We start from the raw sequence: 21,494 nt of genomic DNA on the forward strand, positions 1-21,494 counted from the left end.
CCTCAGGAACGACAACGTTACCGACTATAGCGCAATGCAGCCCGTGCCCACTTCGTTCTCGATAGAATTCGACACAACGCGAGTCTGGAGTCTGGTTCGTCGAGAACCCGGTGTTCACTGGTAAGAAAAAGATCTTCTTATTATTTTCGAAGTTGAGCATATCGTGCTTCGTTCCGCTGCATCTTGTCAATTAGTTGCTTTTCAAGATCGATTTCGAGAATAGCGGCGAGTCGTATCATGTAGATGAAAGTGTCGGCTAACTCTTCTCCCAACTTCTCCTTTGCGACAGAAATATCCAGTTCATATTCCTTGGGTCGGTCGAGTTTTATGTTTATCTTCTTGATGATATTTGCGAACTCTCCTACTTCCCCGAGAAGACCGACTAAATCCTTCGATAATTGAGCATACGCTTCCGCTTCGCTATCAAATGAAACAGGAAATCCATGGCAAATATCCATCGCAACCTGTTTGTCTATAATCTCTTTAAGGTCCACTTCAGTATTTCCTTTTGTTAGATGCCCACATCACTAAGGCGACAACAGCTGATGAAGCCAAGTTTACCGTAAGCGCGACCGCAATCTCGACAAAGTCTTTTAGCACGGCTGCGAGGATTAAGCTGTTGAGCAGTATCGTGACGAGCAGGCAGATATTAATTAGGCGTTGCTTTTGCTGTATTCCCTTTAGTACGCTTACCGTGGCTTGCGGGAGAATTTTGTATGATTCATCCTCTTCGCTTTCTACACGAGGATCGTCTTTTATTTCTTTGTAGCTTTTCATTAGTTGGTGACGTATTGGCCAAATCTGCGTTTGGAATCCGTGTTGTCCACTATAGGGTTTCTTTGCTTCCCTAGTGAGCATGGAGAAATCCACTTTTGCGATTGGTTCTCCGACCGGTAAGGTTATATAATTTTCGCTCGTGTTTTGTGTGACGATACCCAGATTTCCATGGAATCCTGGGTCTGCATATGTGCTTACAGGAGTGAGCCCTATGCTAAAAAGAGAACCTTTGCTAGAAACTCTCGCAATGATGTCTTTCGGTATGGTGAGTTCTTCTTGTGTGATCAGTACGACTCGGTGCCCTGGTTTTATGAGCACGTCTCCCGTGGCTGATGCATCAATAGGAGTGTCTGCTTCAGTTAGATCGTAATAAGTATTGCCCATTCGTAGTTCGTAACAGGCTGCTCCTATCTGACTTCGCGAGCCTTTTACAATCAAATTGCCAGCATCCATTCTTGCTTCTATATCGTTATCCGCCAATGTTGCCATTATTTATCCTAAGCGCCTCGTCGTAACCAGCTTCTATATTTTTTCGCCCGGTACACCGCAGAGGGGTGCCGAGCTTCGATTGTATTCAAGGTCAAACCCTGCGGAATCCGGTGGATGATAGTCCCGAGGTAGAGGCTCGGCCAAGCCTTGCGGATGGTATAGCAATTTCTGCATTCGCAATCATGTCTCGCCCCGGTTACGTCTGGTTGCCATGGCTTGAGCATCTGCGGCTCGAACCATCAATTCCGAGGTCAATTTTTTAGTTTACAATCCGTGCTGGCTAATATCAATCTGAGCCCAGCTTACTTTTTCGTAAAAATCTTTGCTAATCGGCCGTTGGTAGATCGTTTTGAGAGAGATATAATCTCTTGATTGTGAAAAGGATAGAGCGTGCTTATACAAACGATCGACAAGTCGACCAATCTTGCCTGGGTGGCCCAGCGGCGCCTGCAGGGGCGCCTGAACGCCAACGGCGAGGCGCGTGACCGCTTCGAGCAGGAGCGCAGCGCCTTTTTCGAAGCGGTGCGCAGCGCTTACCTGGAGCGCGCGTCCAGTGCGCCGCAACGCATGGCGGTCATCGATGCCGATGCCTCCCTGGAGATCGTGCAGGCGCGCCTCGCCGCCTGCCTGGAAGCCCGGGTGACGCCATGGCTGTAGAAAACCCGACGGAGCAGGGTGAAGGGATTGCCCAGCCGCTACCCTGGCAGAGCGAGCGCTGGCGGCGGTTCCTGTCGCAGTACCAGAGCGGGCGCCTGCCCCATGCGCTGCTGCTTTCCGGCCCCCGTGGGGTCGGCAAGCAGCAGTTTGCCGAGGCGCTGATCGCCCGTCTGCTCTGCGTCACGCCGGGCCAGGCCGCCTGTGGCCATTGCCACGGCTGCCATATGCTCGCAGCCGGCTATCATCCCGACCTGCTGCGCGTCTCGCCGGAGGAGGGCAAGCGACAGATTCGCATCGACCCATTCGCGAGGTCAACGCCTTTGTCGCCCAGACGGCACAGCAGGGCGGCCATCGCGTCATCGTGCTCAGCCCGGCCGAGGCGATGAATGTGGCGGCCTCCAACGCCCTGCTCAAGAGCCTGGAGGAACCGGGGCAGCGTACCCAGTTCATTCTGCTCGCCGACGTCCCCTCGCGGCTGCTCGCCACCATCCGCTCGCGCTGTCAGCACTGGAGCCTGCCGGCCCCCGACGCGGAACAGAGCCAGGCATGGCTCGCCGAACAGCTGGGTGGCAAGGAGGAGGCCGCATTCTGGTGGCAGGTGTCCGGGGGACTCCCCTTGCTGGCCTTCGAGCTGGCGGCACCCACCGCGCGTGCCTTGCGCCAGCAGCTTCACGAAACCTTCGATGCACTGGTGCGTGGTGCGGAGCCGGTGGCCGAGGCCGCCCGCCTGGACCGGCAATCCACCGAGTCGATCCTGTGGTACGGTATTGCCTGGCTCGAGGATCTGATTCGGCTGGGGCTGTCCGGGGATGCGGGCCGGGTTCGCAATCCCGACCTGCTGCCGCTCTACCGGCAGGCTGTCAAGAACGCCCGCGTTCGCGACTGGTTCCGGCTGCTGGACTATGCTCGAGAACAGCGCCGCCTGCTGGCTGCCGGCGGCAACCCCAACCCCCAGCTGGTTCTCGAGGCCTGGCTGGTTCGCTGGTCGGCCCTGCTGCGTTCCTGACGCAGGGATGAAGGGAGGAGTTCGCATGGCACCACAGAAGGCCTTGTCGCTGGCCATTCAGGATACACAGACCCTGCTTTCCGCGTACATGCCGCTGCTGGAGCGAGGCGGTATCTTCGTGCCCACCCGCGAGCGCTACGAGCTGGGCCAGGAGGTCTACCTGCTGCTGACCCTGCCCGGTGACAGTGATCGCATGCCGGTGACCGGCCAGGTCGTCTGGGTCTCGCCGGATGGCGTGGCAGGACGCCGCGTGCCGGGTATCGGCATTCACTTCAGCCCCGAAGACCAGCCGGTGAGGGACCGGATCGAAACCCTGCTCGCCGGCCAGCTGGACAAGGGGGCGCCGACCTATACCCTTTGAGCACAAGCGTCACCGAGTGGCAGCGCCTGCCGCTGACCCACTGCCCTTCACCTGATGAGTCGTTTTCCGCATGTTCGTCGATTCCCATTGCCACCTTGATCGCCTCGACCCCCAGACTCATGGGGGAGATATCGCCGCCACCCTGGATGCCGCCCGTGCCCGCGACGTTCGCCAGTTCCTGGCCATCGCGGTCACGCTGGAAGCGGTGCCGGAGCTTGCCAGGATCAGCCGCGAGCACTCCGACGTGGTGATCTCCGCCGGCGTTCATCCGCTGCATCGGGTGGATGACGAGCCCGACGTCGAGGCGATCAAGACGTGTGCCGACCGCTATGGCGCCGTGGCCATCGGGGAGTGTGGGCTCGATTATCACTATCTCGACAAGGCCCCCGACAGCGTGCCGCCGAGAGAAGTGCAGCTGGCGCGTTTTCGCCGCCACCTGATCGCTGCCACCGAGCTTCAGTTGCCGGTCATCGTGCATACCCGGGAGGCCCGGGAAGAGACCCTGGCCCTGATCCGCGAGCATACCGATCCGGCGGTTGGCGGCGTGCTGCACTGCTTCACCGAAGATCTGGACATGGCCCGAGAGGCCGTGCGTCATGGCTTTTCAATTTCGCTGTCGGGTATCGTCACCTTCCGCAACGCCGAGTCGATCCGTGATGTTGCTCGCCGGGTACCGCTGGACCGGCTATTGATCGAGACGGATAGTCCCTACCTGGCGCCGGTTCCCCACCGGGGCAAGCCCAACGAGCCGGCCTGGGTGGTCGAGGTGGCCGAATGCATCGCGCGTGAGCGAGGCATCAGTATCGAGGAGGTCGCCATGCAGACCACGGCAAATTTCTACCGGCTGTTTCGAGCGGCCGCGCCGGAGGCGCCTGCAGAGATCCGCAACGCCCTGGCCACTGCAGGCCTGGTATAGACTGGTGTCAGGGACTCCCGCTGCAGTGGCCGGGGTCAGAGAGGCCTGTTCAGCGATTCATGCCGGAGGCAGTAGATGAACCTGGAGCCGCTACTCGAGCATGTCGAACCGGTAGGGCAGATACCCCCCGTTGACCGCTGGGATCCGCAACAGGCCGGCGAAATGGACTTGATCATCGTTGCGACGGGCGCTGGATTCATGAAGGCACGGTCATTGGACGCCCACGCCTGGTCCGGCTGCTGTCGACGCTGCTGCGCCGCGAGCAGGACGGTCATCATTATCTGGTGACACCGGTCGAGAAGCAGCGCATTCAGGTGGAGGACCGCCCCTTCGTCATCGTCGATGCCGAGCTGGAGGACGATAGCTGGTGGCTGACAACCAACGTCGGCGACCGGCTGCGCCTGGGTGATGCGCACCGCCTCAGAGTCAGCGAGACCCCTGATGGGGTGGCGGTCCCGGAAGTCGACATACGCTTCGGCCTCTCAGCCAGGCTGGGACGCAACGTGTTCTATCGCCTGGTGGAGGTCGGCGAGCAGCGCACCACCGATACCGGCCGCATCGAGCTGGGGCTCACCAGCGGCGGTGTCTGGCAGCCGCTGGGCGAACTGCCTGGCGACGCATCGGGTGAGGCTTCATGAGGCTCACCGAGGAGCAGCAGGCCGTGGTCACCCATGGCGCCGGGCATGCCCGGGTCGCCGCCGTGGCCGGGGCCGGCAAGACCACCACGCTGGTGGCCCGGGTGCTGCACCTGATGGCCAGTGGCGTGCCCGCCAGCCGTATCCTGGTGCTGATGTTCAATCGATCGGCCAGGGAGGACTTCCAGCAGCGCTTGGCGACCATGGCCCCCCGGGGCCAGCGGCTGCCCGATGTGCGTACCTTTCACGCCCTTGGCCACCGGCTGACCGGAAGTCTGACTCGCTGGGGAGTGCTACCGGAACGCCGCCTGCTTTCCGCCGACTGGCAGGTGGAGCGCCTGCTGCGCCAGGCTACCCTGGAAGTGCTGGAGGATCCGACGCAGCGCGAGACGGCGCTGGAGGCGGATACCCTCGAGGCGCTTGCCCACTTCTGTGGCCTGGTGAAGGCCGAGATGGTGGCGCCGCAAGCACTCCACGAGCGGCTCGATTTCGGTGACGAGTCGCGGCATTTCGTGGCGGCCTTCCAGCATCTCGAGCAACTGCTGGCCGACCATGGGTTGATGACATTTTCCGATCTGCTGTACCGGCCGCTGTGTGCGCTGGAGGCCGACCCGCAGCTGGCAAAACGTGTCCAGGGCTACCTGGACCATGTCATCATCGATGAGTATCAGGACATCAACCAGGCGCAGCTGCGCCTGCTGGCCACCCTGGCCGGGCGTGAAGCCGACGTCATGGCCGTGGGGGATGCCAATCAGTGCATCTACGAGTGGCGTGGCGCCCATCCCGAGGCCATGCGCGAGCACTTCACCGATACCTTCGGCACCGCCATCGACTACCCCCTTTCGACCACCTTCCGCCACGGGCATGCACTGGCGCTGACAGCCAACCATGCCATCGCCGCCAACCGTCGTCGGCCCGACCAGCTCTGCCTTGCCGCACCGGACAATCCCCGCACTACCCTGGCCGTGGACCAGGGCAGGGAGGCACTGCCCCAGGCGCTCGCCACCTGGCAGGAGAAGGGGCGTCGTCTCGATGAGGCTTGCCTGCTGGTACGCAGCTGGGCGCTGTCGGTGCCTTTCCAGCTGCGGCTTCTCCAGGCGGGCATACCCTTTCGGCTCTCCCGCGAGGATCGCTTCGTATTCCGGCTGCCGCTGGTGCAGGCCCTGTCCGGCTACCTGAGGGTGGCACGGAATGCTGCCTTGCTGCACGATCCCGAGCTGGTGCAGCGGCTCCTGGAGCAGCCGACCCCATTCGTGGCCCGCGAGCGGTTGTCGGCGTTGGCCAGGCGGTTGGCGGAGACCCAAGCCTTCCCCGACCGGCACGATCCGCTGATGGCCAGTCTCAAGCCGATTCAGCGGCGCAATCTCAAGCGGCGCTGGGCCCTGCTCTGCGAGCTGCCGCGCCTGGGTCGCTGGTCACCCGCCCGACTGCTGGCCCATGTGGTGGAGAGCCTCGACGCCGAGAAGGTGCTCAAGCGCGCAGCCGCACGTCGTGAGAAGGGCGAGGAGGATGTCCGGCTGCTCGATGTGCTGGTCGAGCAGGCCGCTGAGGTCAAGGAGATCGATGCCTTCATCGAACTGCTGGAACGGCCGGTGGAGAACCACGCCGACGGTATCCTGATCACCACCGTGCACGGCGCCAAGGGGTTGGAGTGGCCGCTCGTGGTCCTGGCCGGGGCCAATGAGGAGGATTTTCCCCATTACAGTCGCGACAACCCGTTGACCCCGGAGCGGCTGGAGGAGGAGCGACGGCTCTTCTATGTGGCCATCACCCGTGCCCGGGAAAGGCTGCGCATCCTGCATGATGGGGGAGCGCATCGACCCAGCCGGTTCATCGCCGAGATGGCGTGGCAGGATTGCACGCGGATCGCTGCTCGCCTGGAGGATGCCGTCAGCGATGCGTCACCGCTTGCGGTCACTTCGCCGTCACTGGTCTCTCGTTACCTCCAGGCGCTGGGCCATGAGTTGCCGCTTCGAACGCTGGCCGACTCGAACCTGGCCGAACCACACGCCGCCTATACGGCGGGCGAGTTCCTGCCGGGGCAGTGGCTGCGGCACGCGGTCTTCGGTGAGGGCGAGATTGCCGTGGTGGAGGGCGACCCGGTGGATCCGGTCATCGAAGTGCGTTTTGCCCAGGCGGGACGGCGCCGGCTGCTGGCGCGGCGAGCCCCCATCGAGATGCTGTCCACGCCGATGGCAGCATCGAGTCCCTGATTTCGATTCTCGCGATCTCACCATTTTGACGGATCTTCGAGAGCGGCCCCCAGGATCAAGGAGCTTGAACATGAATCGTGTGCTGATATCCGCCGCGGAGCTGGCCGAATCACTCGAGACGGGGAGCCCTCCACTCGTGCTCGACTGTCGTGTCCGCCTGGGGGAGCCGGAAGCCGGGCGACGCCTATGGGAGGCCGGGCATATTCCCACCAGTCATCATCTCGACCTGGACCGCGATCTTGCCGGGCCGCCGGGGGAAGGGGGGCGCCATCCATTGCCGACGCACGATGCCTTCACCGCCGTGGTGCAGCGCCTTGGTATCACGCCCGGCAAGGCGGTGGTGGTGGTCGATGACATGGGTGGGCAGTTGGCGGCGGCCCGGGCCTGGTGGATGCTGTCCTGCTGGGCCGGCCATCCCGACGTACGGGTCCTGGACGGTGGCTTGAGGGCATGGCAGGACACGGGCGGACCGCTGGTGCTGGGCAGGGAGCCTCTCCCCAAGCCCAGCAACTGGAGGCCCTACTTCGACGACACCGCCTGGGTCGATGCCGATACGGTGCTGACCGGTCGTGACATGAAGGTCGATGCGCGCAGCCTGGAGCGCTTTCGCGGCGAGGTCGAGCCCATCGACCCCGTCGCTGGTCATATCTCGGGTGCCCAATGTCGGCCCAGCGCAGCCAATCTGGATGACGACGGCCGTTTCAAGTCGGCCGAACAGCTCGATGGCGAGCTGCCGGACGCCGGTGCGGTCATTGCCTATTGTGGTTCCGGCGTCACCGCCTGCCACAATATCCTTGCCTATGCCATTGCCGGCCGCCCACTGCCGCGGCTCTATGTGGGCTCCTGGAGCGATTGGATTCGCAAGGAATCGCATCCGGTGGCTAGCGGCTAGGTGTTATCTGGCACCGGCTTGAGCAGGATCAGGGCAGGGAACGTAAGTCGACTTAATTTCCACCGTCTGAGGCCGTAAACTCAATTATCTCTTGCTGGCTTGTTTCGCCACCCTTTGGACCCGGGGCATTGGGTCGGTACAGGTGGACGCTTGGGGTTCGAGACCGGCAAGATGCCTGAACGCCAGCAAGCAACGGAAATGGAATCCGAGGAGAAAAACTGATGAATTTTGCCTTGATTGGTGCGGCCGGCTATATCGCGCCTCGACATATGCAGGCCATCAAGGGCATGGGGCATACGCTGGTGGCGGCCTACGATATCAACGATTCAGTCGGCATCATCGATTCCATCTCGACCGATTGCGCATTCTTTACCGAATTCGAGTATTTCATGGAGCATGCCTGGCGTCTCAGGCGCCAGCAGACCAAGGCGATCGACTACTGGGTGGTCTGCTCTCCCAACCATCTTCACAGCGCCCATATCACGGCCGGCCTCCAGTTGGGTTGTGATGTGATCTGCGAGAAACCGCTGGTGTCGACGCCGGCCCAGCTCAATGAGCTGCGCTGTATCGAGGAGGAGACCCACCGTCGCGTCTACAGCATCATGCAGCTGCGCCACCACCCGGCCATTCACGAACTGCGCGACAAGGTGCTGGCCGAGCAGCGGGAAGGGCAGTACGACGTCGACCTGACCTATATCACCGCGCGCGGCCCCTGGTACCTGGCCAGTTGGAAGGGGGATCCGCGCAAGTCATTCGGCGTCATGGCAGAGATCGGCATTCACTTCTTCGACATGCTGCATGTGATCTTCGGTGAACTGAAGGAGCAGGTGCTGCACTATCACGATGAGCACAAGGCTGCTGGCTATCTCGAATACGAGAAGGCACGCGTGCGCTGGTTCCTTTCCATCGATGCCGAGGATCTCCCCGAGCGCGTGCGCGGCCAGCACTCCACCTATCGCAGCATTACCTGCGATGGCGAAGAGTTCGAATTCTCCAGCGGCTTCACCGACCTGCATACCGTCAGCTATCGCGAGATACTCGCCGGCAGGGGCTTTGGTATCGAGACCGTACGGCACTGCCTCGAGACCGTCTATGGCCTGGGCCTGGCGACACCCGAAACACCGCGTGAAGGCGAGGCTCACCCGCAACTGGGCGAGCTTTCATCGGCTCGTCCCCTGGCTACCCGCGCCTGACCCGAGGAGAGCTCATGCATTTCATCGACCTTGCAGCTCAGCAGGCACGGATCCGTCCGCAGCTCGATGCGGCGATCGAGGCCGTGCTGGCACATGGCCGCTATGTGATGGGACCTGAGGTGGCCGAGCTGGAACGTCGCCTGGCCGACTATGTGGGCGTCGCCACTGCATCGGCTGTGCCAATGGCACCGATGCACTGCAGGTCGCACTGATGGCGCTCGATATCGGTCCTGGCGATGAAGTCATCGTTCCCGGCTTCACCTTCATTGCCAGTGCCGAAAGCGTGGTCCTGACCGGTGCCAGGCCGGTCTATGTGGACATCGACCCGCACACCTACCTGCTCGATCCTGCCCGGGTCGAGGCGGCCGTTACCCCTCGAACTCGCGCCATCATGCCGGTCTCGATGTTCGGACAGTGCGCCGACATGGAGGCAATCGAGGCGCTGGCGCAGCGCCATGGGCTCACCGTGGTGGAGGATGCCGCCCAAAGCTTCGGCGCTAGCCGTCATGGGCGCCGCTCCTGCGGCCTTTCGCACATCGCCTGCACCAGCTTCTTCCCCAGCAAACCGCTCGGTGCCTACGGCGACGGCGGTGCCCTGTTCACCGGCGACCCCGAACTGGCCGAGGCGATTCGCCTGGTGGCTCGCCACGGCGAGGCACGGCGTTATCACCATACCCGGGTCGGCATGAACAGCCGCTTGGATACGCTGCAGGCTGCCATTCTGCTGACCAAGCTGGATATCTTCGACGAAGAGGTGGCGCTGAGGCAGCAGGCGGCCGAACGCTACGATCGATTGCTGGGCGAGTCCGGTGTCGTCACAGCGCCGACCGTGGCGGCAGGCAACACCAGCGTTCATGCCCAATACAGCATCCGCGTACCACGCCGTGATGAGGTGCAGGCGAAGCTAACCGAGGAAGGCATACCGACCGCAGTTCACTATCCGCTTCCCCTCAATCACCAGCCCGCCGTTGCCGATCCTGACTGTGAGCTGCCTGTCACTGAATCGGTTTGCCGGGAGATACTCAGCCTGCCGATGCATCCCTACCTCCAGGCCGAGCAGCAGGAGCGTGTGGTCGAGGCTTTGGTGCAAGCCTTGGCCTGACACCTGCAGCCGCCAAAGCAAAAGGGCGTGCCGCCTGGCACGCCCTTTTTCGGCTGAGGTGATTACATGTTCGGGTAATTGGGGCCGCCGCCGCCCTCCGGTGCCACCCAGGTGATGTTCTGGGCGGGGTCCTTGATATCGCAGGTCTTGCAATGCACGCAGTTCTGGAAATTGATCTGGAACTGCGGCTTGCCGTCGTCACCCTCGATCACCTCATAGACGCCTGCCGGGCAGTAGCGCTGTGCCGGCTCGGCGTACTTGGGCAGGTTCTCGCGGATCGGCAACTCCGGATCCTCGAGCTTCAGGTGGCAGGGCTGGTCCTCCTCATGGTTGGTATTCGACAGGAACACCGAGGAGAGCTTGTCGAAGGAGAGCTTGCCATCCGGCTTGGGGTAGTCGATCTTCTCGAACTCGCTGGCAGGCTTGAGTGCCGCATGGTCCGGGATGGTATCGTGGACATTGGGTAGCTTGCCGCCCAGCAGCTGGTTGACGAAATTGTAGGCGCCACCGCCCACGGTGCCGTACTTGTGGATCGCCGGGCCGAAGCTGGCGCTCTCCTTGAGCTCGGCGTAGGCCCAGCTCGCCTCCCACCGTTCGGTGAAGGCGGTGAGTTCCTGGCCACCTTCATCCCCCCCCGCAATCGCCTCGAAGACGGCCTCTGCTGCCACCATCCCCGACTTCATGGCGGTGTGCAGGCCCTTGATCTTGGCGAAGTTCAGGGTGCCGGCGTCGCAACCGATCAAGAGGCCGCCGGGGAAGGTCATCTTCGGCAGGCAGTTCAGGCCACCCTTGGTGATGGCGCGGGCGCCATAGGCCACGCGCTTGCCGCCTTCCAGATGCTGCTTGAGCACCGGGTGGTGTTTCATGCGCTGGAATTCGTCGAAGGGCGACAGCCAGGGGTTCTTGTAGGACAGGTCCATGATCAGGCCGATTACCACCTGCTGGTTCTCGGCGTGGTAGAGGAACCAGCGCCGTGGGTGTCCTTGGCCAGCGGCCAGCCGGAACCGTGCAGCACCAGGCCCGGCTCATGCTTCTCGGCAGGGATGTCCCACAGTTCCTTGAGGCCGATGCCGTAGTGCTGCGGGTCCCGGCCGTCGTCCAGCTTGAACTGCTCGATCAGTCGCTTGCCCAGGTGACCACGAGAGCCTTCGGCAAACAGGGTGTACTTGGCCCGCAGCTCCATGCCCGGCATATGGCTGTCCTTGGGCGTGCCGTCCGCCGCGACGCCCATGTCACCGATCAGTATGCCCTGAACCGTGCCATTCTCGTCCTGAATGGTTTCCTGAGCGGCGAAACCGGGAAAGACCTCCACGCCGAGCCCTTCCGCCTGCTCGGCAAGCCAGCGGCAGAGATTGCCGGCGCTGATCACATAGCGGGCCATGTCGCCGCCGGTATTGTGCATGCTCTTGGGTACCAGGGCGTTGGGCAGCTTCTGGGCCTTCTCGGCATCCTTGAGCAGGTAGAGCTCGTCACGAATGGCCGGTGTGGTGAGCGGGGCGCCGCGCTCTTCCCAGTCGGGAAAGAGTTCTGCCAGGGCGCGTGGTTCGAAGACGGCACCCGAGAGGATGTGGGCGCCGACTTCGGAGCCCTTCTCCACGACGCATACCGTCAGCTCCTGTTCGGCTTCATTGGCCTGCTGCATCAGGCGGCAGGCCGCCGCCAGGCCCGAAGGCCCGGCGCCGACGATGACCACATCGAACTCCATTGAATCCCGCTCTACTTGCTCTGACATCCGGTCGCTCCTCACTCTTTCGCCGTCGGCCACGGTCTACCACCAACGTCGATAGTTATTAAAACGGTCGTTTGCTTCTCGATATTCTCCATGATAGGCATAATAGACGACTCAGGACACCCCTACGATGGGCAATGTGCAATTGCGCTGGGCAAGGTCAGCCCGTGGAAGGGATTGTTGCCATGGGTCCGCCTGTGGCACATTGAGAAGGTTTTTCGGTGCGGTGCCTATCAAACGCTTGCATGAAACGCATGGGCAGCGCATGGAGATAGAGGCATTTCAGCTGGTTCGTGGTTGAACGGCTGGGCCTTGCTGACATAGGAAGCGCTGGCAGGTTCGGTATCGGGCCGGACAGCGAGTCCCTAACCAGATGGTTCACAGAGAGAACCAAGCGAGGACACCATGAAAGTACTCGTCGCGGTCAAACGCGTCATCGACTACAACGTGAAGATTCGCGTCAAGGCGGATCACAGCGACGTCGACCTCACCAACGTCAAGATGGCCATGAACCCCTTCTGCGAGATCGCCGTGGAAGAGGCGGTGCGGCTGAAGGAAAAGGGCGTGGCCAGCGAGGTCGTTGCCGTGACCATCGGTCCCAAGGCCGCCCAGGAGCAGCTGCGTACCGCCCTGGCGCTGGGCGCCGACCGCGCGATACATGTCGAGACCGACGAGCGCGTCGAGTCGCTGGCCGTGGCCAAGCTGCTGGCCAAGGTGGTCGAGGAAGAGCAGCCGGGCCTGACGATTCTCGGCAAGCAGGCCATCGACACCGACAACAACCAGACCGGCCAGATGCTCGCCGCCCTGAGCGGCCTGCCCCAGGGCACCTTTGCGTCTGAAGTGGTGGTCGACAATGACAAGGTCCAGGTAACCCGCGAGATCGACGGCGGGCTGCAGACCGTCGAACTGAGCCTGCCGGCCATCGTCACCACCGACCTGCGCCTCAACGAGCCGCGCTACGCCAAGCTGCCCGACATCATGAAGGCCAAGAAGAAGCCGATGGACATCAAGACCCCGGCGGACCTGGGCGTCGAGGTGGCCTCGAAGGTCACGCTGCTCAAGGTCGAGTCACCGGCCGAGCGCAAGGGAGGCATCAAGGTGGGCTCCGTGGACGAGCTCGTGGACAAACTGAAGAACGAAGCCAAGGTTCTGTAAACCAGATCCTTGAAAACGGTTCTTCAAAAACAGAGCTTTGAAAGGAGTTGAATCCATGAGCATCCTGGTACTCGCTGAACATCATGACGGCATCCTGGTCGGGGCTACCGCCCACGTGGTTACGGCGGCGAAGCAGATCGGTGGCGACATCGACATTCTGGTGGCCGGCGAGAACGTCGCTGCCGTGGCCGAAGCCGCCGCCAAGCTCGACGGCGTCAGCAAGGTGCGCGTCGCCGACAACGCCGCCTACGCCCACCAGCTGGCCGAACCGCTGAGCGCGCTGCTGGTCGAGCTGGCCGRSRACTACAGCCACGTGCTGGCCTCCGCCTCCACCACCGGCAAGAACGTCATGCCGCGTCTCGCCGCGCTCAAGGACGTCAGCCAGATCTCCGAGATCGTCGAGGTGGACTCGGCCGACACCTTCAAGCGTCCGATCTACGCCGGCAACGCCATCGCCACCGTGCAGAGCGCCGACGCCCTCAAGGTAATCACCGTGCGCAGCACCGGCTTCGATGCGGTGGCGGAAGGCGGCAGCGCCACCATCGAGGCAGTGGACTTCGTTGCCGACAACACCCAGTCCACCTTCATCAAGCAGGAACTGGCCGAGAGCGATCGCCCAGAGCTGGCCGGTGCCAAGGTGGTCATCTCCGGCGGTCGTGGCATGGGCAGCGGCGAGAACTTCAAGCTGCTCGACGGCATCGCCGACAAGCTGGGTGCCGCCATCGGCGCCTCGCGGGCGGCGGTGGATGCCGGCTTCGTGCCCAACGACATGCAGGTGGGCCAGACCGGCAAGATCGTCGCCCCGGAGCTTTACATCGCCGTGGGCATCTCGGGTGCCATCCAGCACCTGGCGGGCATGAAGGACTCCAAGGTGATCGTGGCGATCAACAAGGACGAGGAGGCGCCGATCTTCCAGGTGGCGGATTATGGACTGGTTGGTGATCTGTTCGAGGTTCTGCCGGAGCTCGAGAGCAAGCTGTAAGGGCTTGGCTGGACACTGAAGAGGCCGGTTCTCGCAAGGGAGCCGGCTTCGTTCGTTCCAGGGCAAAAGGTCATGGGTTTCAGCTATACAAATCAGTAACAAATGCTATTAGCGACAGTGGCGAGGCTTTGCCATGCTGTAGAGATGAATCGCGGGCTTCGGCCCTGTTTTGTTCGTTTCATGGAGGAGCTGACCAATGCCGCACACACTACCTGAACTTCCCTATGCCCATGATGCGCTGGAACCCTATATTGATGCGATGACCATGGAGATACACCACTCGCGTCACCACAAGACCTATGTGGACAAGCTCAATGCCGCTCTGGAAGGTACCGGTCTGGAAGATATGCCGGTGGATGAGCTGATGGCCAATATCAACCGGGTGCCTGAGGAGAAGCGGCAGGAGGTCATCAACAATGGCGGGGGTCACTCGAACCACTCCAAGTTCTGGCAAATGATGGCGCCAGAGGGTGGTGGTGAACCCCAGGGCAAGGTGGCCCAGGCCATCGACAGCGAGCTGGGTGGCTTTGACAGCTTCAAGGAGGCTTTCACCAAGGCGGCGCTGGGGCGCTTCGGCAGCGGTTGGGCCTGGCTCAGCGTGACCCCGGAGAAGAAGCTGGTGGTCGAGAATACCCTCAACCAGGACAGCCCGCTGATGCATGGCAATACGCCGGTGCTGGGCCTGGACGTCTGGGAGCACGCCTATTACCTGAAGTACCAGAACAAGCGCCCGGATTATGTCGCGGCCTTCTTCAACGTGGTCAACTGGGAGGACGTGGAGCGTCGCTATCAGCAAGCCACCTCCTGAAGTCGACCCGACACGCTTTCGCAATCGCCGCAGCCTTCTGGCTGCGGCGATTTCGTTATGTCTAGCGGATCCTGCAAAACGCTACCAGCCTAGCCAGTGGCGCAGGCGCCGGGCGGGGGAGCTTGGCTGGCCGGCGGCTGCCCGGTTGGTGCTGCCCGAAAGCCGCAGCGTGGCCTCCTGTAGTGGCGCCATGATCGCTTCGAGATGATGCTGGCAGAGCTGCCGGTTCAGCGCACCAGGACACTGGGCCATGAGCAGCCCGCAGTGATAGATCGCGGTATCCAGCGACGCTCCGACCTCCTTGAAGGGTGAGGCCTCCCATCGGCAGCGTTGCAGCTCGCCGTAAAGCATCCTGAGCGTCTGTGAATCGAGCCAGCAGGGCGTGTCGCCCCGCTTGGGCGAGTTGGCCACCGAGGTTTGAATGGCCTGGAATGAGACATGCAGGAAAACACACGTGTAGTACAGCTGGGAGCGTTCCGAGGTCATGGGACACCATGGGAATCTTAATGAGACGAATTTGCATTCTGGTGGGTGGCGGGCTCTGCGTCAAATCCATATCCATTGAAACAGGATATTTATTGACATCTGCTGACCCCATGTCGGATTGAGGGTTCGGAATTGCTGCTACTGGTGCCGTCTGACCCGCGCTTTCGTCGGACGGGGGGGTATATGCCGAGGAGCGGGCGGCCTGGGCTGAATTCGTCAGTGACAATCGGAAAAAAGCCGGCGCATGGCCGGCTCAAAGGATCGAAACAGGTTTTCCAAGGGTTCGCTCAGAAGTCGACGTTCAGAGAGACCATGAAGGAACGAGGTCCATACAGGTTGTTGTAGACGTTGCTATAGGCTATCTCCTGGTTGTCTTCGCGTGCATAAGGGCGGTAATCCTTGAAGTCGCGATCCAGCAGGTTGTTGACGACCCCATTGACCGAGACATGCTCACTTACCCGGTAGCGGGCGCCCAGGTTGACCATGGTGGTACTGTGGAAATCACCCAGTGCGTCAAAGGCGCCTTGTGAGCTTCCGCCATTCTGGGGCTCATGGAAATTGCGCGGACGGAATGCGCTACTACGGTATTCGGCCCCCAGGAAGGTGTTGAGTTGCGGGGTGGCCTGCCAGTCGAGGCGTACGTTCAGCATGTGATCCGGCACGCTGACCAGCGGATCGCCGATGAGACTTGCGGCTGTTTCACCCTCCCTCACTTCGCTGTCGGTATAGGTATAGTTGCCCGACAGTGTCACCGTATCGGTCAGCGCATAGGCTGACGCGAGCTCGATGCCCCGGATCCGTGACTCGCCAATATTAGCGTTGGTACGATCACTGGCGCCGGTCGCACGCTCGATCTTGTCTTTCAGGGTGTTATGGAAGACGGTGACCTGGCCCATGAAGCCCTGGCGGTTGTCGTAACGTGCCGAGAGCTCGTAGTTGTCACTGCGCTCCGGCTTGAGATCCGGGTCACCGAACAGCGGAGTGCTCCCACCGTCGCCGAAGCCGACGATACCATCGAAGGTTTGCTCCATCAGTGGCGCGCGGAAACCACGGCCGGCGCCGCCCTTGAATGTCCATTCATCGGTAGCTTGGAAAACCGCATAGGCCCGGGGGGTGAATTCACCGCTGATGCCCTCGTACTTGTCGTAGCGCAACCCGCCGGTCAGTGCCAGGCGCTCGGTGGCCTGCCACTCATCCTCGACGAACAGGCTGTACTGGTCGCGGGTGACATCGTCAGGCAGCAGGCCATCTTCGAAGGTTGCGTCCAGATACTGCCCGCCCAAGGTAACGAGGTGGTCACCGAAGAGATTGGTCAGTCGGGTATCGAGAATATCGGTGGTCAGCTTGAGCTGGCGCGGTGTGCCAATGTCGGCATGGGGGAGGTTGCTCTCATTGATGGTACGTCCTTTGGTTTCCACGATATCGCGGGTCAGCGAGGTATCCAACTGCCCGAAGCTGAAATCGCCGCGATGGGCGAGGCGGAACTGGTCGCGCTCGAAAACCAGTTCGCGGGAGTAGCCACGAGTGAAATCCGCCGGGGAATTGCCGGTACCCGTGAGGCGCCCAACCTGTCCCTGACGATTGTCGAGGGTCTGTTGAGAAGTGTCGAAGCGTAGACGGATGTCGTGAGTCTCGTCGGGTGTCAGCACCAGTTCGCCGCCGAAGGTTTCCACGTTGGCTTTGGAAGGGTTCTGGCCCATGGTGCGGTTGTCCACCAGACTTGGCTCGGTGCCGGGTATGTCAATGTTGGACGCAGAGCGCTCCAGCATCCGGCCATAGAGCTGCAGGCCAACGTGCTGGGAAATCGGGCCGCTGACATAGCCTTCGGTAATGGTAGTGCCGCCAAAGTCGGCATCGGTGAAGTGCTCGGTGGAGATGGAGCCGGCCCCACGCCACTCATCGCCGGGGCGGCGTGTGATGATGTTGATCACGCCGCCGATGGCATCCGAGCCGTACAATGTCGACATGGGCCCACGGATCACCTCGATCCGCTCGATGGCGGCGATGGGCGGAATGAAAGTGGACTGGGAGTCGTTGAAGGCATTGGGGGCAACCGTGGCCGAGACGTTCTGCCGTACGCCATCGATGAGTACCAGGGTGTATTCGCTGGGCAAGCCGCGCAGGCTGACGGTCTGGTTACCGGTCTTGCCGGAGCGGGCATCGAGTGGCCGGCTGTTGACACCTTCGATACCGCGCACGGCGTCGGCCAGGTTGGTGACGTTGCGCTCCTGCAGCTCCTCGCGGGTGATGACCGAAATGCTGGCTGGGGCCAGCTCGATGGCTTGTTCGAAGCCGGACGCCGATACCACCAGCGTTTCGAGTTGCTCAGCCTGGGCTGAGAGCGAGAGCAATGCTGTCAGTGCGGTCGTCAGCGAAGCCTGGTGTGAGAGCCGAACCATGATATCCCCTTGCATGGGTGGAATAATTTATTGAATGACATTGATTGTCATTTCCTGAGGCGATGATATCCTATTTCGGCCTGTTTATTAGTGCAAGTGATAATGATTAACATCATGCTTCAAGGGGTGGCTCTGCCCCCTCCCTGGGAATCCTGCAGGTGCAGGTGAGGGAGGAATATATTGATGCCACCATCAGCGATAGATTTGACGACAGGGGTGTGAGATGCCGATGCGACGCGTGGCCAGCAGTGTGCTATTGCCATTGTTAATGGCAGCAGCAGGGCCTGTGCTCGGGGAAGATAGCCTTCGGCACGAAGCGAGAGAAGCGCAGCGCAGCCAGGCTGAGCTGCAGTCTCGCATCGATGCCGCCGATGACGAGGCGAGGGCCATGCTAGAGGAGCTGCGCGAGCTGGAGCTCGCCGAGCGCCGCCTGGTCCGGGAAAGCGACGAACTGGCTCCTCGGTTGGAGCGCCAGGCAGAGGCGCTGGCTCGCCGGGAGGCGGCGCTGGATACCCTGGCCGATACCCGCGAGGCTTTGCCGCCGTTGCAGGAGCGTCTGGTCGAGCGGATCGAGCAGTGGGTCGAAAACGACATGCCTTTCCTGCGCCAGGAGCGCCAGGCACGGGTCGTCAGCCTGCGCTCCAATACCGAAGCGCTCTCTATTGCCGAGCGTTGGGAGCGGGTCGTCGAGACCTGGCGTGCCGAGCTGGCGTACGGACGCGAAATGGATGCCTGGCGTGGCTATGTCGGTGAAGGAGACTCTCGCCGTGAGGTCGATTACCTGCGCCTGGGGCGCGTGGGTTTCTATTATCTCAGTCCGGACGGGCGAGCTGGAGGGGTATGGCAGTCCGATGAGGGCCGTTGGGCACCACTCGACGAGGCACAGCGCCGTGAAGTGCGTAATGGCCTGCGCATGGCACGTGATCGTCGGGCGCCTGAGCTGCTCACCCTGCCCATTTCGCAGCCGCTGGAACGGGCAGGGGGGGAGGACGCATGAGTCTGTCACGTTTCACGGTCGGTCTGCTGCTGGCGGTGCTGGTGAGCCTGTCTTCCGGCCTCCAGGCCCAGGCAGAGCCGCTGGGTTCCCTGCGTGCCGAACGCGAGGCCGCCGAGGCTCGCGATCGGGCGAGGCTGGCCGAACTGCTTGAGGATCGCGGCGCACTGGAAGCCGCTCTCGAGAGTGCTCGCGTCGCACACGAGCAGGCCGAAACCCGCCATGCCGAGCTGCAAGCGGAAGCTAAGGCATTGAGCGAGCGCCAGATGGAACTCGATGCCCGCCAGGAGGAGCAGGGCGACGAGCTCGAAGCGATATTGGCATCGCTGGTCCGGCACAGCGGCGAACTGCGCGATGAGCTGGCAGAAAGCTGGGTGGCACTGGGAGGTGCCGGCCTTCCTCCGCGGTTGGACGATGCCGAGGTGCTTGAACTCGATCATCTCGAGGCCTTCGCCGAGAGCCTGGTGGCATTGACGGCCGATACGGCTCGAGTGGTGCGCTTCCCGTCCCGGGTGGCGGCGGCCAGTGGCGAGATCGGCCCACGGCAGGTGATCCGGCTGGGGGACTTTGCCGTCTTCACCGACGGCCATCTGCTGCGCCGTGGCGCCGACGATGGCGTGCTGTCGGTGGTCGCGCGTACGCCCCGGGAAGTGGCCGCCAGCCTCTCGGACTTCCATGCCGGGGAATCGCGCTCGCTGGCGCTGGACCCCACACGGGGACAGGTGATAGCGGCGCTGGCCCAACAGCCGAGCATGGTCGAGCGCTTTCACCAGGGTGGCGCGGTGGGTTACGTGGTCGTGGGGCTTGGTGCCATCGGCCTGCTGGTTGCGCTGCTGCAATATGCCTACCTGTTGAAAGTGAGCCTGGCCATGCGCCGCCAGCTGCGTGACCTGAGCATCCTGCGTGGTGACAACCCGCTTGGACGCGTGCTGCAGCGTTTCCGCAAGCTTCAGGATGACCCCGTGCCGGAGGCACTGGAAGCGCGGCTCGACGAGGCCGTGCTGGCCGAATTACCGCGCCTCGAGCGCGGCCAGCCGCTGGTCAAGCTCCTGGCAGCGGTGGCCCCGCTGCTGGGCCTGTTGGGCACCGTGACCGGATGATCGTGACCTTTCAGGCGATCACCGTGTTTGGTACCGGCGACCCTCAGCTGATGGCCGGCGGTATCAGTCAGGCGCTGGTGACCACCGTGCTGGGGCTGATTACTGCCGTACCATTGCTGTTTGCCTATACCGCGCTTGCCGGTCGCAGCCGACACCTGGCAGGACTGGTAGAAGGGCAGGCGAGTGCCGCCCTGGCCGAGCAGCTCGAGCACCGTTCGCACGACGAGCCAGATGGTATTGCCGGGAGCGCGCGCCGCGATGCCGCTCTGGTTTGAGCCTCTGCAGCGCCTGGTCGAGGCGGGCGGCACGGTCCTGGTAGTGATCGCCCTGGTGGCGGTGCTGCTGTTCAGCCTGGCGCTGGAGCGGGTGTGGTTTTTCCGCATCACTTACCGCCGGGCACGACGTGCCCTGATCATGCGCTGGGCGGCGCGCCGTGACCACCTCAGCTGGAGTGCGCTCACCCTGCGTGACGTCTGGGTACGGCAGTTGATCGGGCGACTGCGTCGCACACTGCCTTGGCTCAAGTTGCTGGTGGCGCTCTGCCCGCTGCTGGGCTTGCTGGGCACCGTGACTGGCATGATTGCCGTCTTCGACAGCCTGGCAATGACCGAGACCAGTCAGGCGCGGGCCATGGCCGATGGCGTGGCCCGCGCCACGCTGCCCACCTTGACCGGCATGGCGGTGGCGGTGGTGGGGTTGATGTTCACCAGCCGTCTTGAGCAGATCATTCGTCGCGAGGATCAGCGGTTGCATGACCGCCTGGCCCGTGCCGTGGAGGATACTGATGCGTAGACGCCGCCTTGGCGCCGACGAGGGCGAAGCCAGCGAAGTCAACCTGACGCCGATGCTGGACGTCGTCTTCATCATGCTGATCTTTTTCATCGTCACCACCAGCTTCATCAAGGAGAGCGGGGTGGAAATCGATCGCCCCGAGTCCAGTGCCGCTTCCCCCAGGCCCGACGCCCAGGTGATGGTGGCTATCACGCCGGAAGGTGCGGTGTGGGTCGATGGCCGCGCGGTGGACCTGCACCGTGTCGGTGCCGAGGTCGCAGGCTTGGTGAGCGAGGACGGCTCGGTGGTGATCCAGGCCGATCGCGACTCCACTACCGGCCTGCTGATAGAAGTGATGGATCGCATTCGTGAGGCCGGTGTGGAGCAGATGGCGGTTGCCGCCAGCCGGAGCCGGTCATGATCCGAACAGCCTTCTCCTCGCTGGGCGGAGCGGCCCTCGCGCTGCTGCTGTTCTGGCTGCTGGCGCTGCTGGTGACGCCGCCGGAGGAGGAGTTTGACGTGCTCGATGTGACCATGACCATGAGCATGGTCGAGGTGCCGGAGACGGTGCAGGATGAGGTGGTCGAGCCCAGCGCCGAGCCGCCGCCTCCCCAGGCGGAAGCGGTCCCACCACCTCAGCCGGAACCGCTCCCCCCGCTGGAAAGCACCATTGCCATGCCCGAGCCGGTACTGACGCCCGAGCCGCTGGAGCTCGACAGCAGCCTACCCGAGTTGGCCGAGGCGCAGCCTGAACCACCGCCTGAACCGACACCGGAGCCCCGGCCTGAACCGGCTCCTGAGCCAGCGCCGGCTCCCCAGTCGACGCCTG

Annotated in this window: 18 protein-coding genes and 5 pseudogenes; 18 read left to right on the forward strand and 5 right to left on the reverse strand. The window is 62.5% G+C overall.

Features of this window, described 5'->3' with window-relative positions:
* Window positions 1-140: 140 nt before the first annotated feature.
* Both Q427_RS00720 and Q427_RS29575 read right to left on the reverse strand, forming a co-directional pair.
* Window positions 141-494 carry a MazG nucleotide pyrophosphohydrolase domain-containing protein gene (locus Q427_RS00720; protein WP_051496015.1) on the reverse strand — a complete coding sequence of 118 codons (354 nt, stop codon included), beginning with the start codon at window positions 492-494 and terminating at the stop codon, window positions 141-143.
* A 1-nt stretch (window position 495) separates the two neighbouring features.
* Window positions 496-1,266 (reverse strand): dCTP deaminase domain-containing protein, encoded by a 771-nt coding sequence (locus Q427_RS29575; RefSeq protein ID WP_081785759.1) that lies wholly within the window; start codon window positions 1,264-1,266, stop codon window positions 496-498.
* Window positions 1,267-1,656: 390 nt separating this feature from the next.
* Here Q427_RS29575 and Q427_RS00730 point away from each other — a divergent pair, with 390 nt between their 5' ends.
* The 10 genes and pseudogenes from Q427_RS00730 (at window position 1,657) to Q427_RS00770 (ending at window position 10,241) form a co-directional block, all read left to right on the forward strand.
* Complete coding sequence (locus tag Q427_RS00730) at window positions 1,657-1,923, forward strand: dTMP kinase (protein ID WP_043510250.1); 267 nt, start codon at window positions 1,657-1,659, stop codon at window positions 1,921-1,923.
* Window positions 1,914-2,929: pseudogene (locus Q427_RS00735) on the forward strand (DNA polymerase III subunit delta'). Before Q427_RS00730 ends, Q427_RS00735 begins: the two are co-directional and overlap by 10 nt.
* A 25-nt stretch (window positions 2,930-2,954) precedes the next feature.
* Window positions 2,955-3,290, forward strand: coding sequence for a PilZ domain-containing protein (locus tag Q427_RS00740; protein WP_043510251.1), 336 nt, complete (start codon window positions 2,955-2,957; stop codon window positions 3,288-3,290).
* A gap of 70 nt (window positions 3,291-3,360) precedes the next feature.
* Complete coding sequence (locus tag Q427_RS00745) at window positions 3,361-4,206, forward strand: TatD family hydrolase (protein ID WP_043510253.1); 846 nt, start codon at window positions 3,361-3,363, stop codon at window positions 4,204-4,206.
* A gap of 75 nt (window positions 4,207-4,281) precedes the next feature.
* On the forward strand, window positions 4,282-4,494 hold the full coding sequence (locus Q427_RS35870) for a hypothetical protein (protein ID WP_331280496.1): 213 nt from the start codon (window positions 4,282-4,284) through the stop codon (window positions 4,492-4,494).
* On the forward strand, window positions 4,443-4,844 hold the full coding sequence (locus Q427_RS00750) for a DUF1285 domain-containing protein (protein WP_331280497.1): 402 nt from the start codon (window positions 4,443-4,445) through the stop codon (window positions 4,842-4,844). The genes Q427_RS35870 and Q427_RS00750 overlap by 52 nt, the downstream gene beginning before the upstream one ends.
* Window positions 4,841-7,054, forward strand: a complete 2,214-nt coding sequence (locus tag Q427_RS00755; RefSeq protein ID WP_043510254.1) for an ATP-dependent helicase — start codon at window positions 4,841-4,843, stop codon at window positions 7,052-7,054. Before Q427_RS00750 ends, Q427_RS00755 begins: the two co-directional genes overlap by 4 nt.
* 70 nt (window positions 7,055-7,124) lie before the next feature.
* Window positions 7,125-7,946 carry a sulfurtransferase gene (locus Q427_RS00760; protein WP_043510255.1) on the forward strand — a complete coding sequence of 274 codons (822 nt, stop codon included), beginning with the start codon at window positions 7,125-7,127 and terminating at the stop codon, window positions 7,944-7,946.
* A 218-nt stretch (window positions 7,947-8,164) separates the two neighbouring features.
* A complete protein-coding gene (locus tag Q427_RS00765) occupies window positions 8,165-9,139 on the forward strand; it encodes a Gfo/Idh/MocA family oxidoreductase (protein ID WP_043510256.1) in 975 nt (324 codons plus the stop codon).
* Between the two features lie 107 nt (window positions 9,140-9,246).
* Window positions 9,247-10,241: pseudogene (locus tag Q427_RS00770) on the forward strand (DegT/DnrJ/EryC1/StrS family aminotransferase).
* 62 nt (window positions 10,242-10,303) lie between these two features.
* On the opposite strand, the pseudogene Q427_RS00775 reads toward Q427_RS00770, so the two are convergent.
* Window positions 10,304-11,973: pseudogene (locus tag Q427_RS00775) on the reverse strand (electron transfer flavoprotein-ubiquinone oxidoreductase).
* Between the two features lie 402 nt (window positions 11,974-12,375).
* Between Q427_RS00775 and Q427_RS00780 the strand changes: the two are divergent.
* The 3 genes from Q427_RS00780 (at window position 12,376) to Q427_RS00790 (ending at window position 14,915) form a co-directional block, all read left to right on the forward strand.
* Window positions 12,376-13,125 carry an electron transfer flavoprotein subunit beta/FixA family protein gene (locus Q427_RS00780; RefSeq protein WP_043510258.1) on the forward strand — a complete coding sequence of 250 codons (750 nt, stop codon included), beginning with the start codon at window positions 12,376-12,378 and terminating at the stop codon, window positions 13,123-13,125.
* Between the two features lie 55 nt (window positions 13,126-13,180).
* Window positions 13,181-14,107, forward strand: coding sequence for an electron transfer flavoprotein subunit alpha/FixB family protein (locus tag Q427_RS00785; RefSeq protein WP_043510259.1), 927 nt, complete (start codon window positions 13,181-13,183; stop codon window positions 14,105-14,107).
* 196 nt (window positions 14,108-14,303) lie between these two features.
* The gene (locus Q427_RS00790) at window positions 14,304-14,915 is read left to right on the forward strand and encodes a superoxide dismutase (protein WP_043510260.1); all 612 of its coding nucleotides are present in this window, start codon (window positions 14,304-14,306) and stop codon (window positions 14,913-14,915) included.
* A gap of 81 nt (window positions 14,916-14,996) precedes the next feature.
* On the opposite strand, the gene Q427_RS00795 is transcribed toward Q427_RS00790, so the two are convergent.
* Window positions 14,997-15,401, reverse strand: a complete 405-nt coding sequence (locus Q427_RS00795) for a hypothetical protein (protein ID WP_043510261.1) — start codon at window positions 15,399-15,401, stop codon at window positions 14,997-14,999.
* A 287-nt stretch (window positions 15,402-15,688) separates the two neighbouring features.
* A complete protein-coding gene (locus Q427_RS00800; protein ID WP_043510263.1) occupies window positions 15,689-17,800 on the reverse strand; it encodes a TonB-dependent receptor domain-containing protein in 2,112 nt (703 codons plus the stop codon).
* Between the two features lie 268 nt (window positions 17,801-18,068).
* Here Q427_RS00800 and Q427_RS00805 point away from each other — a divergent pair, with 268 nt between their 5' ends.
* The 5 genes and pseudogenes from Q427_RS00805 to Q427_RS00825 all read left to right on the forward strand — a co-directional run.
* Window positions 18,069-18,797 carry a DUF3450 domain-containing protein gene (locus Q427_RS00805; RefSeq protein WP_043510270.1) on the forward strand — a complete coding sequence of 243 codons (729 nt, stop codon included), beginning with the start codon at window positions 18,069-18,071 and terminating at the stop codon, window positions 18,795-18,797.
* Window positions 18,794-20,169: pseudogene (locus Q427_RS36630) on the forward strand (MotA/TolQ/ExbB proton channel family protein). Before Q427_RS00805 ends, Q427_RS36630 begins: the two are co-directional and overlap by 4 nt.
* Window positions 20,153-20,686, forward strand: coding sequence for a MotA/TolQ/ExbB proton channel family protein (locus tag Q427_RS00815; protein ID WP_043510264.1), 534 nt, complete (start codon window positions 20,153-20,155; stop codon window positions 20,684-20,686). Before Q427_RS36630 ends, Q427_RS00815 begins: the two are co-directional and overlap by 17 nt.
* The gene (locus tag Q427_RS00820; protein WP_043510265.1) at window positions 20,679-21,086 is read left to right on the forward strand and encodes an ExbD/TolR family protein; all 408 of its coding nucleotides are present in this window, start codon (window positions 20,679-20,681) and stop codon (window positions 21,084-21,086) included. Before Q427_RS00815 ends, Q427_RS00820 begins: the two co-directional genes overlap by 8 nt.
* A pseudogene (locus Q427_RS00825) lies at window positions 21,083-21,494 on the forward strand (iron transporter); the annotation flags it as partial. The gene Q427_RS00820 and the pseudogene Q427_RS00825, both read left to right, overlap by 4 nt.

The organism is Halomonas sp. BC04, from assembly GCF_000568385.1.

Excerpts from the sequence above, each read along its gene's own strand:
- Q427_RS00790 (WP_043510260.1), top strand. The coding sequence starts at position 14,304 with ATGCCGCACACACTACCTGAACTTCCCTATGCCCATGATGCGCTGGAA.
- Q427_RS00745 (WP_043510253.1), top strand. The coding sequence starts at position 3,361 with ATGTTCGTCGATTCCCATTGCCACCTTGATCGCCTCGACCCCCAGACT.
- Q427_RS00795 (WP_043510261.1), bottom strand. The coding sequence starts at position 15,401 with ATGACCTCGGAACGCTCCCAGCTGTACTACACGTGTGTTTTCCTGCAT.
- Q427_RS00780 (WP_043510258.1), top strand. The coding sequence starts at position 12,376 with ATGAAAGTACTCGTCGCGGTCAAACGCGTCATCGACTACAACGTGAAG.
- Q427_RS00740 (WP_043510251.1), top strand. The coding sequence starts at position 2,955 with ATGGCACCACAGAAGGCCTTGTCGCTGGCCATTCAGGATACACAGACC.
- Q427_RS00755 (WP_043510254.1), top strand. The coding sequence starts at position 4,841 with ATGAGGCTCACCGAGGAGCAGCAGGCCGTGGTCACCCATGGCGCCGGG.
- Q427_RS29575 (WP_081785759.1), bottom strand. The coding sequence starts at position 1,266 with ATGGCAACATTGGCGGATAACGATATAGAAGCAAGAATGGATGCTGGC.
- Q427_RS00760 (WP_043510255.1), top strand. The coding sequence starts at position 7,125 with ATGAATCGTGTGCTGATATCCGCCGCGGAGCTGGCCGAATCACTCGAG.
- Q427_RS00800 (WP_043510263.1), bottom strand. The coding sequence starts at position 17,800 with ATGGTTCGGCTCTCACACCAGGCTTCGCTGACGACCGCACTGACAGCA.
- Q427_RS00805 (WP_043510270.1), top strand. The coding sequence starts at position 18,069 with ATGGCAGCAGCAGGGCCTGTGCTCGGGGAAGATAGCCTTCGGCACGAA.
- Q427_RS00815 (WP_043510264.1), top strand. The coding sequence starts at position 20,153 with ATGCCGCTCTGGTTTGAGCCTCTGCAGCGCCTGGTCGAGGCGGGCGGC.
- Q427_RS35870 (WP_331280496.1), top strand. The coding sequence starts at position 4,282 with ATGAACCTGGAGCCGCTACTCGAGCATGTCGAACCGGTAGGGCAGATA.
- Q427_RS00820 (WP_043510265.1), top strand. The coding sequence starts at position 20,679 with ATGCGTAGACGCCGCCTTGGCGCCGACGAGGGCGAAGCCAGCGAAGTC.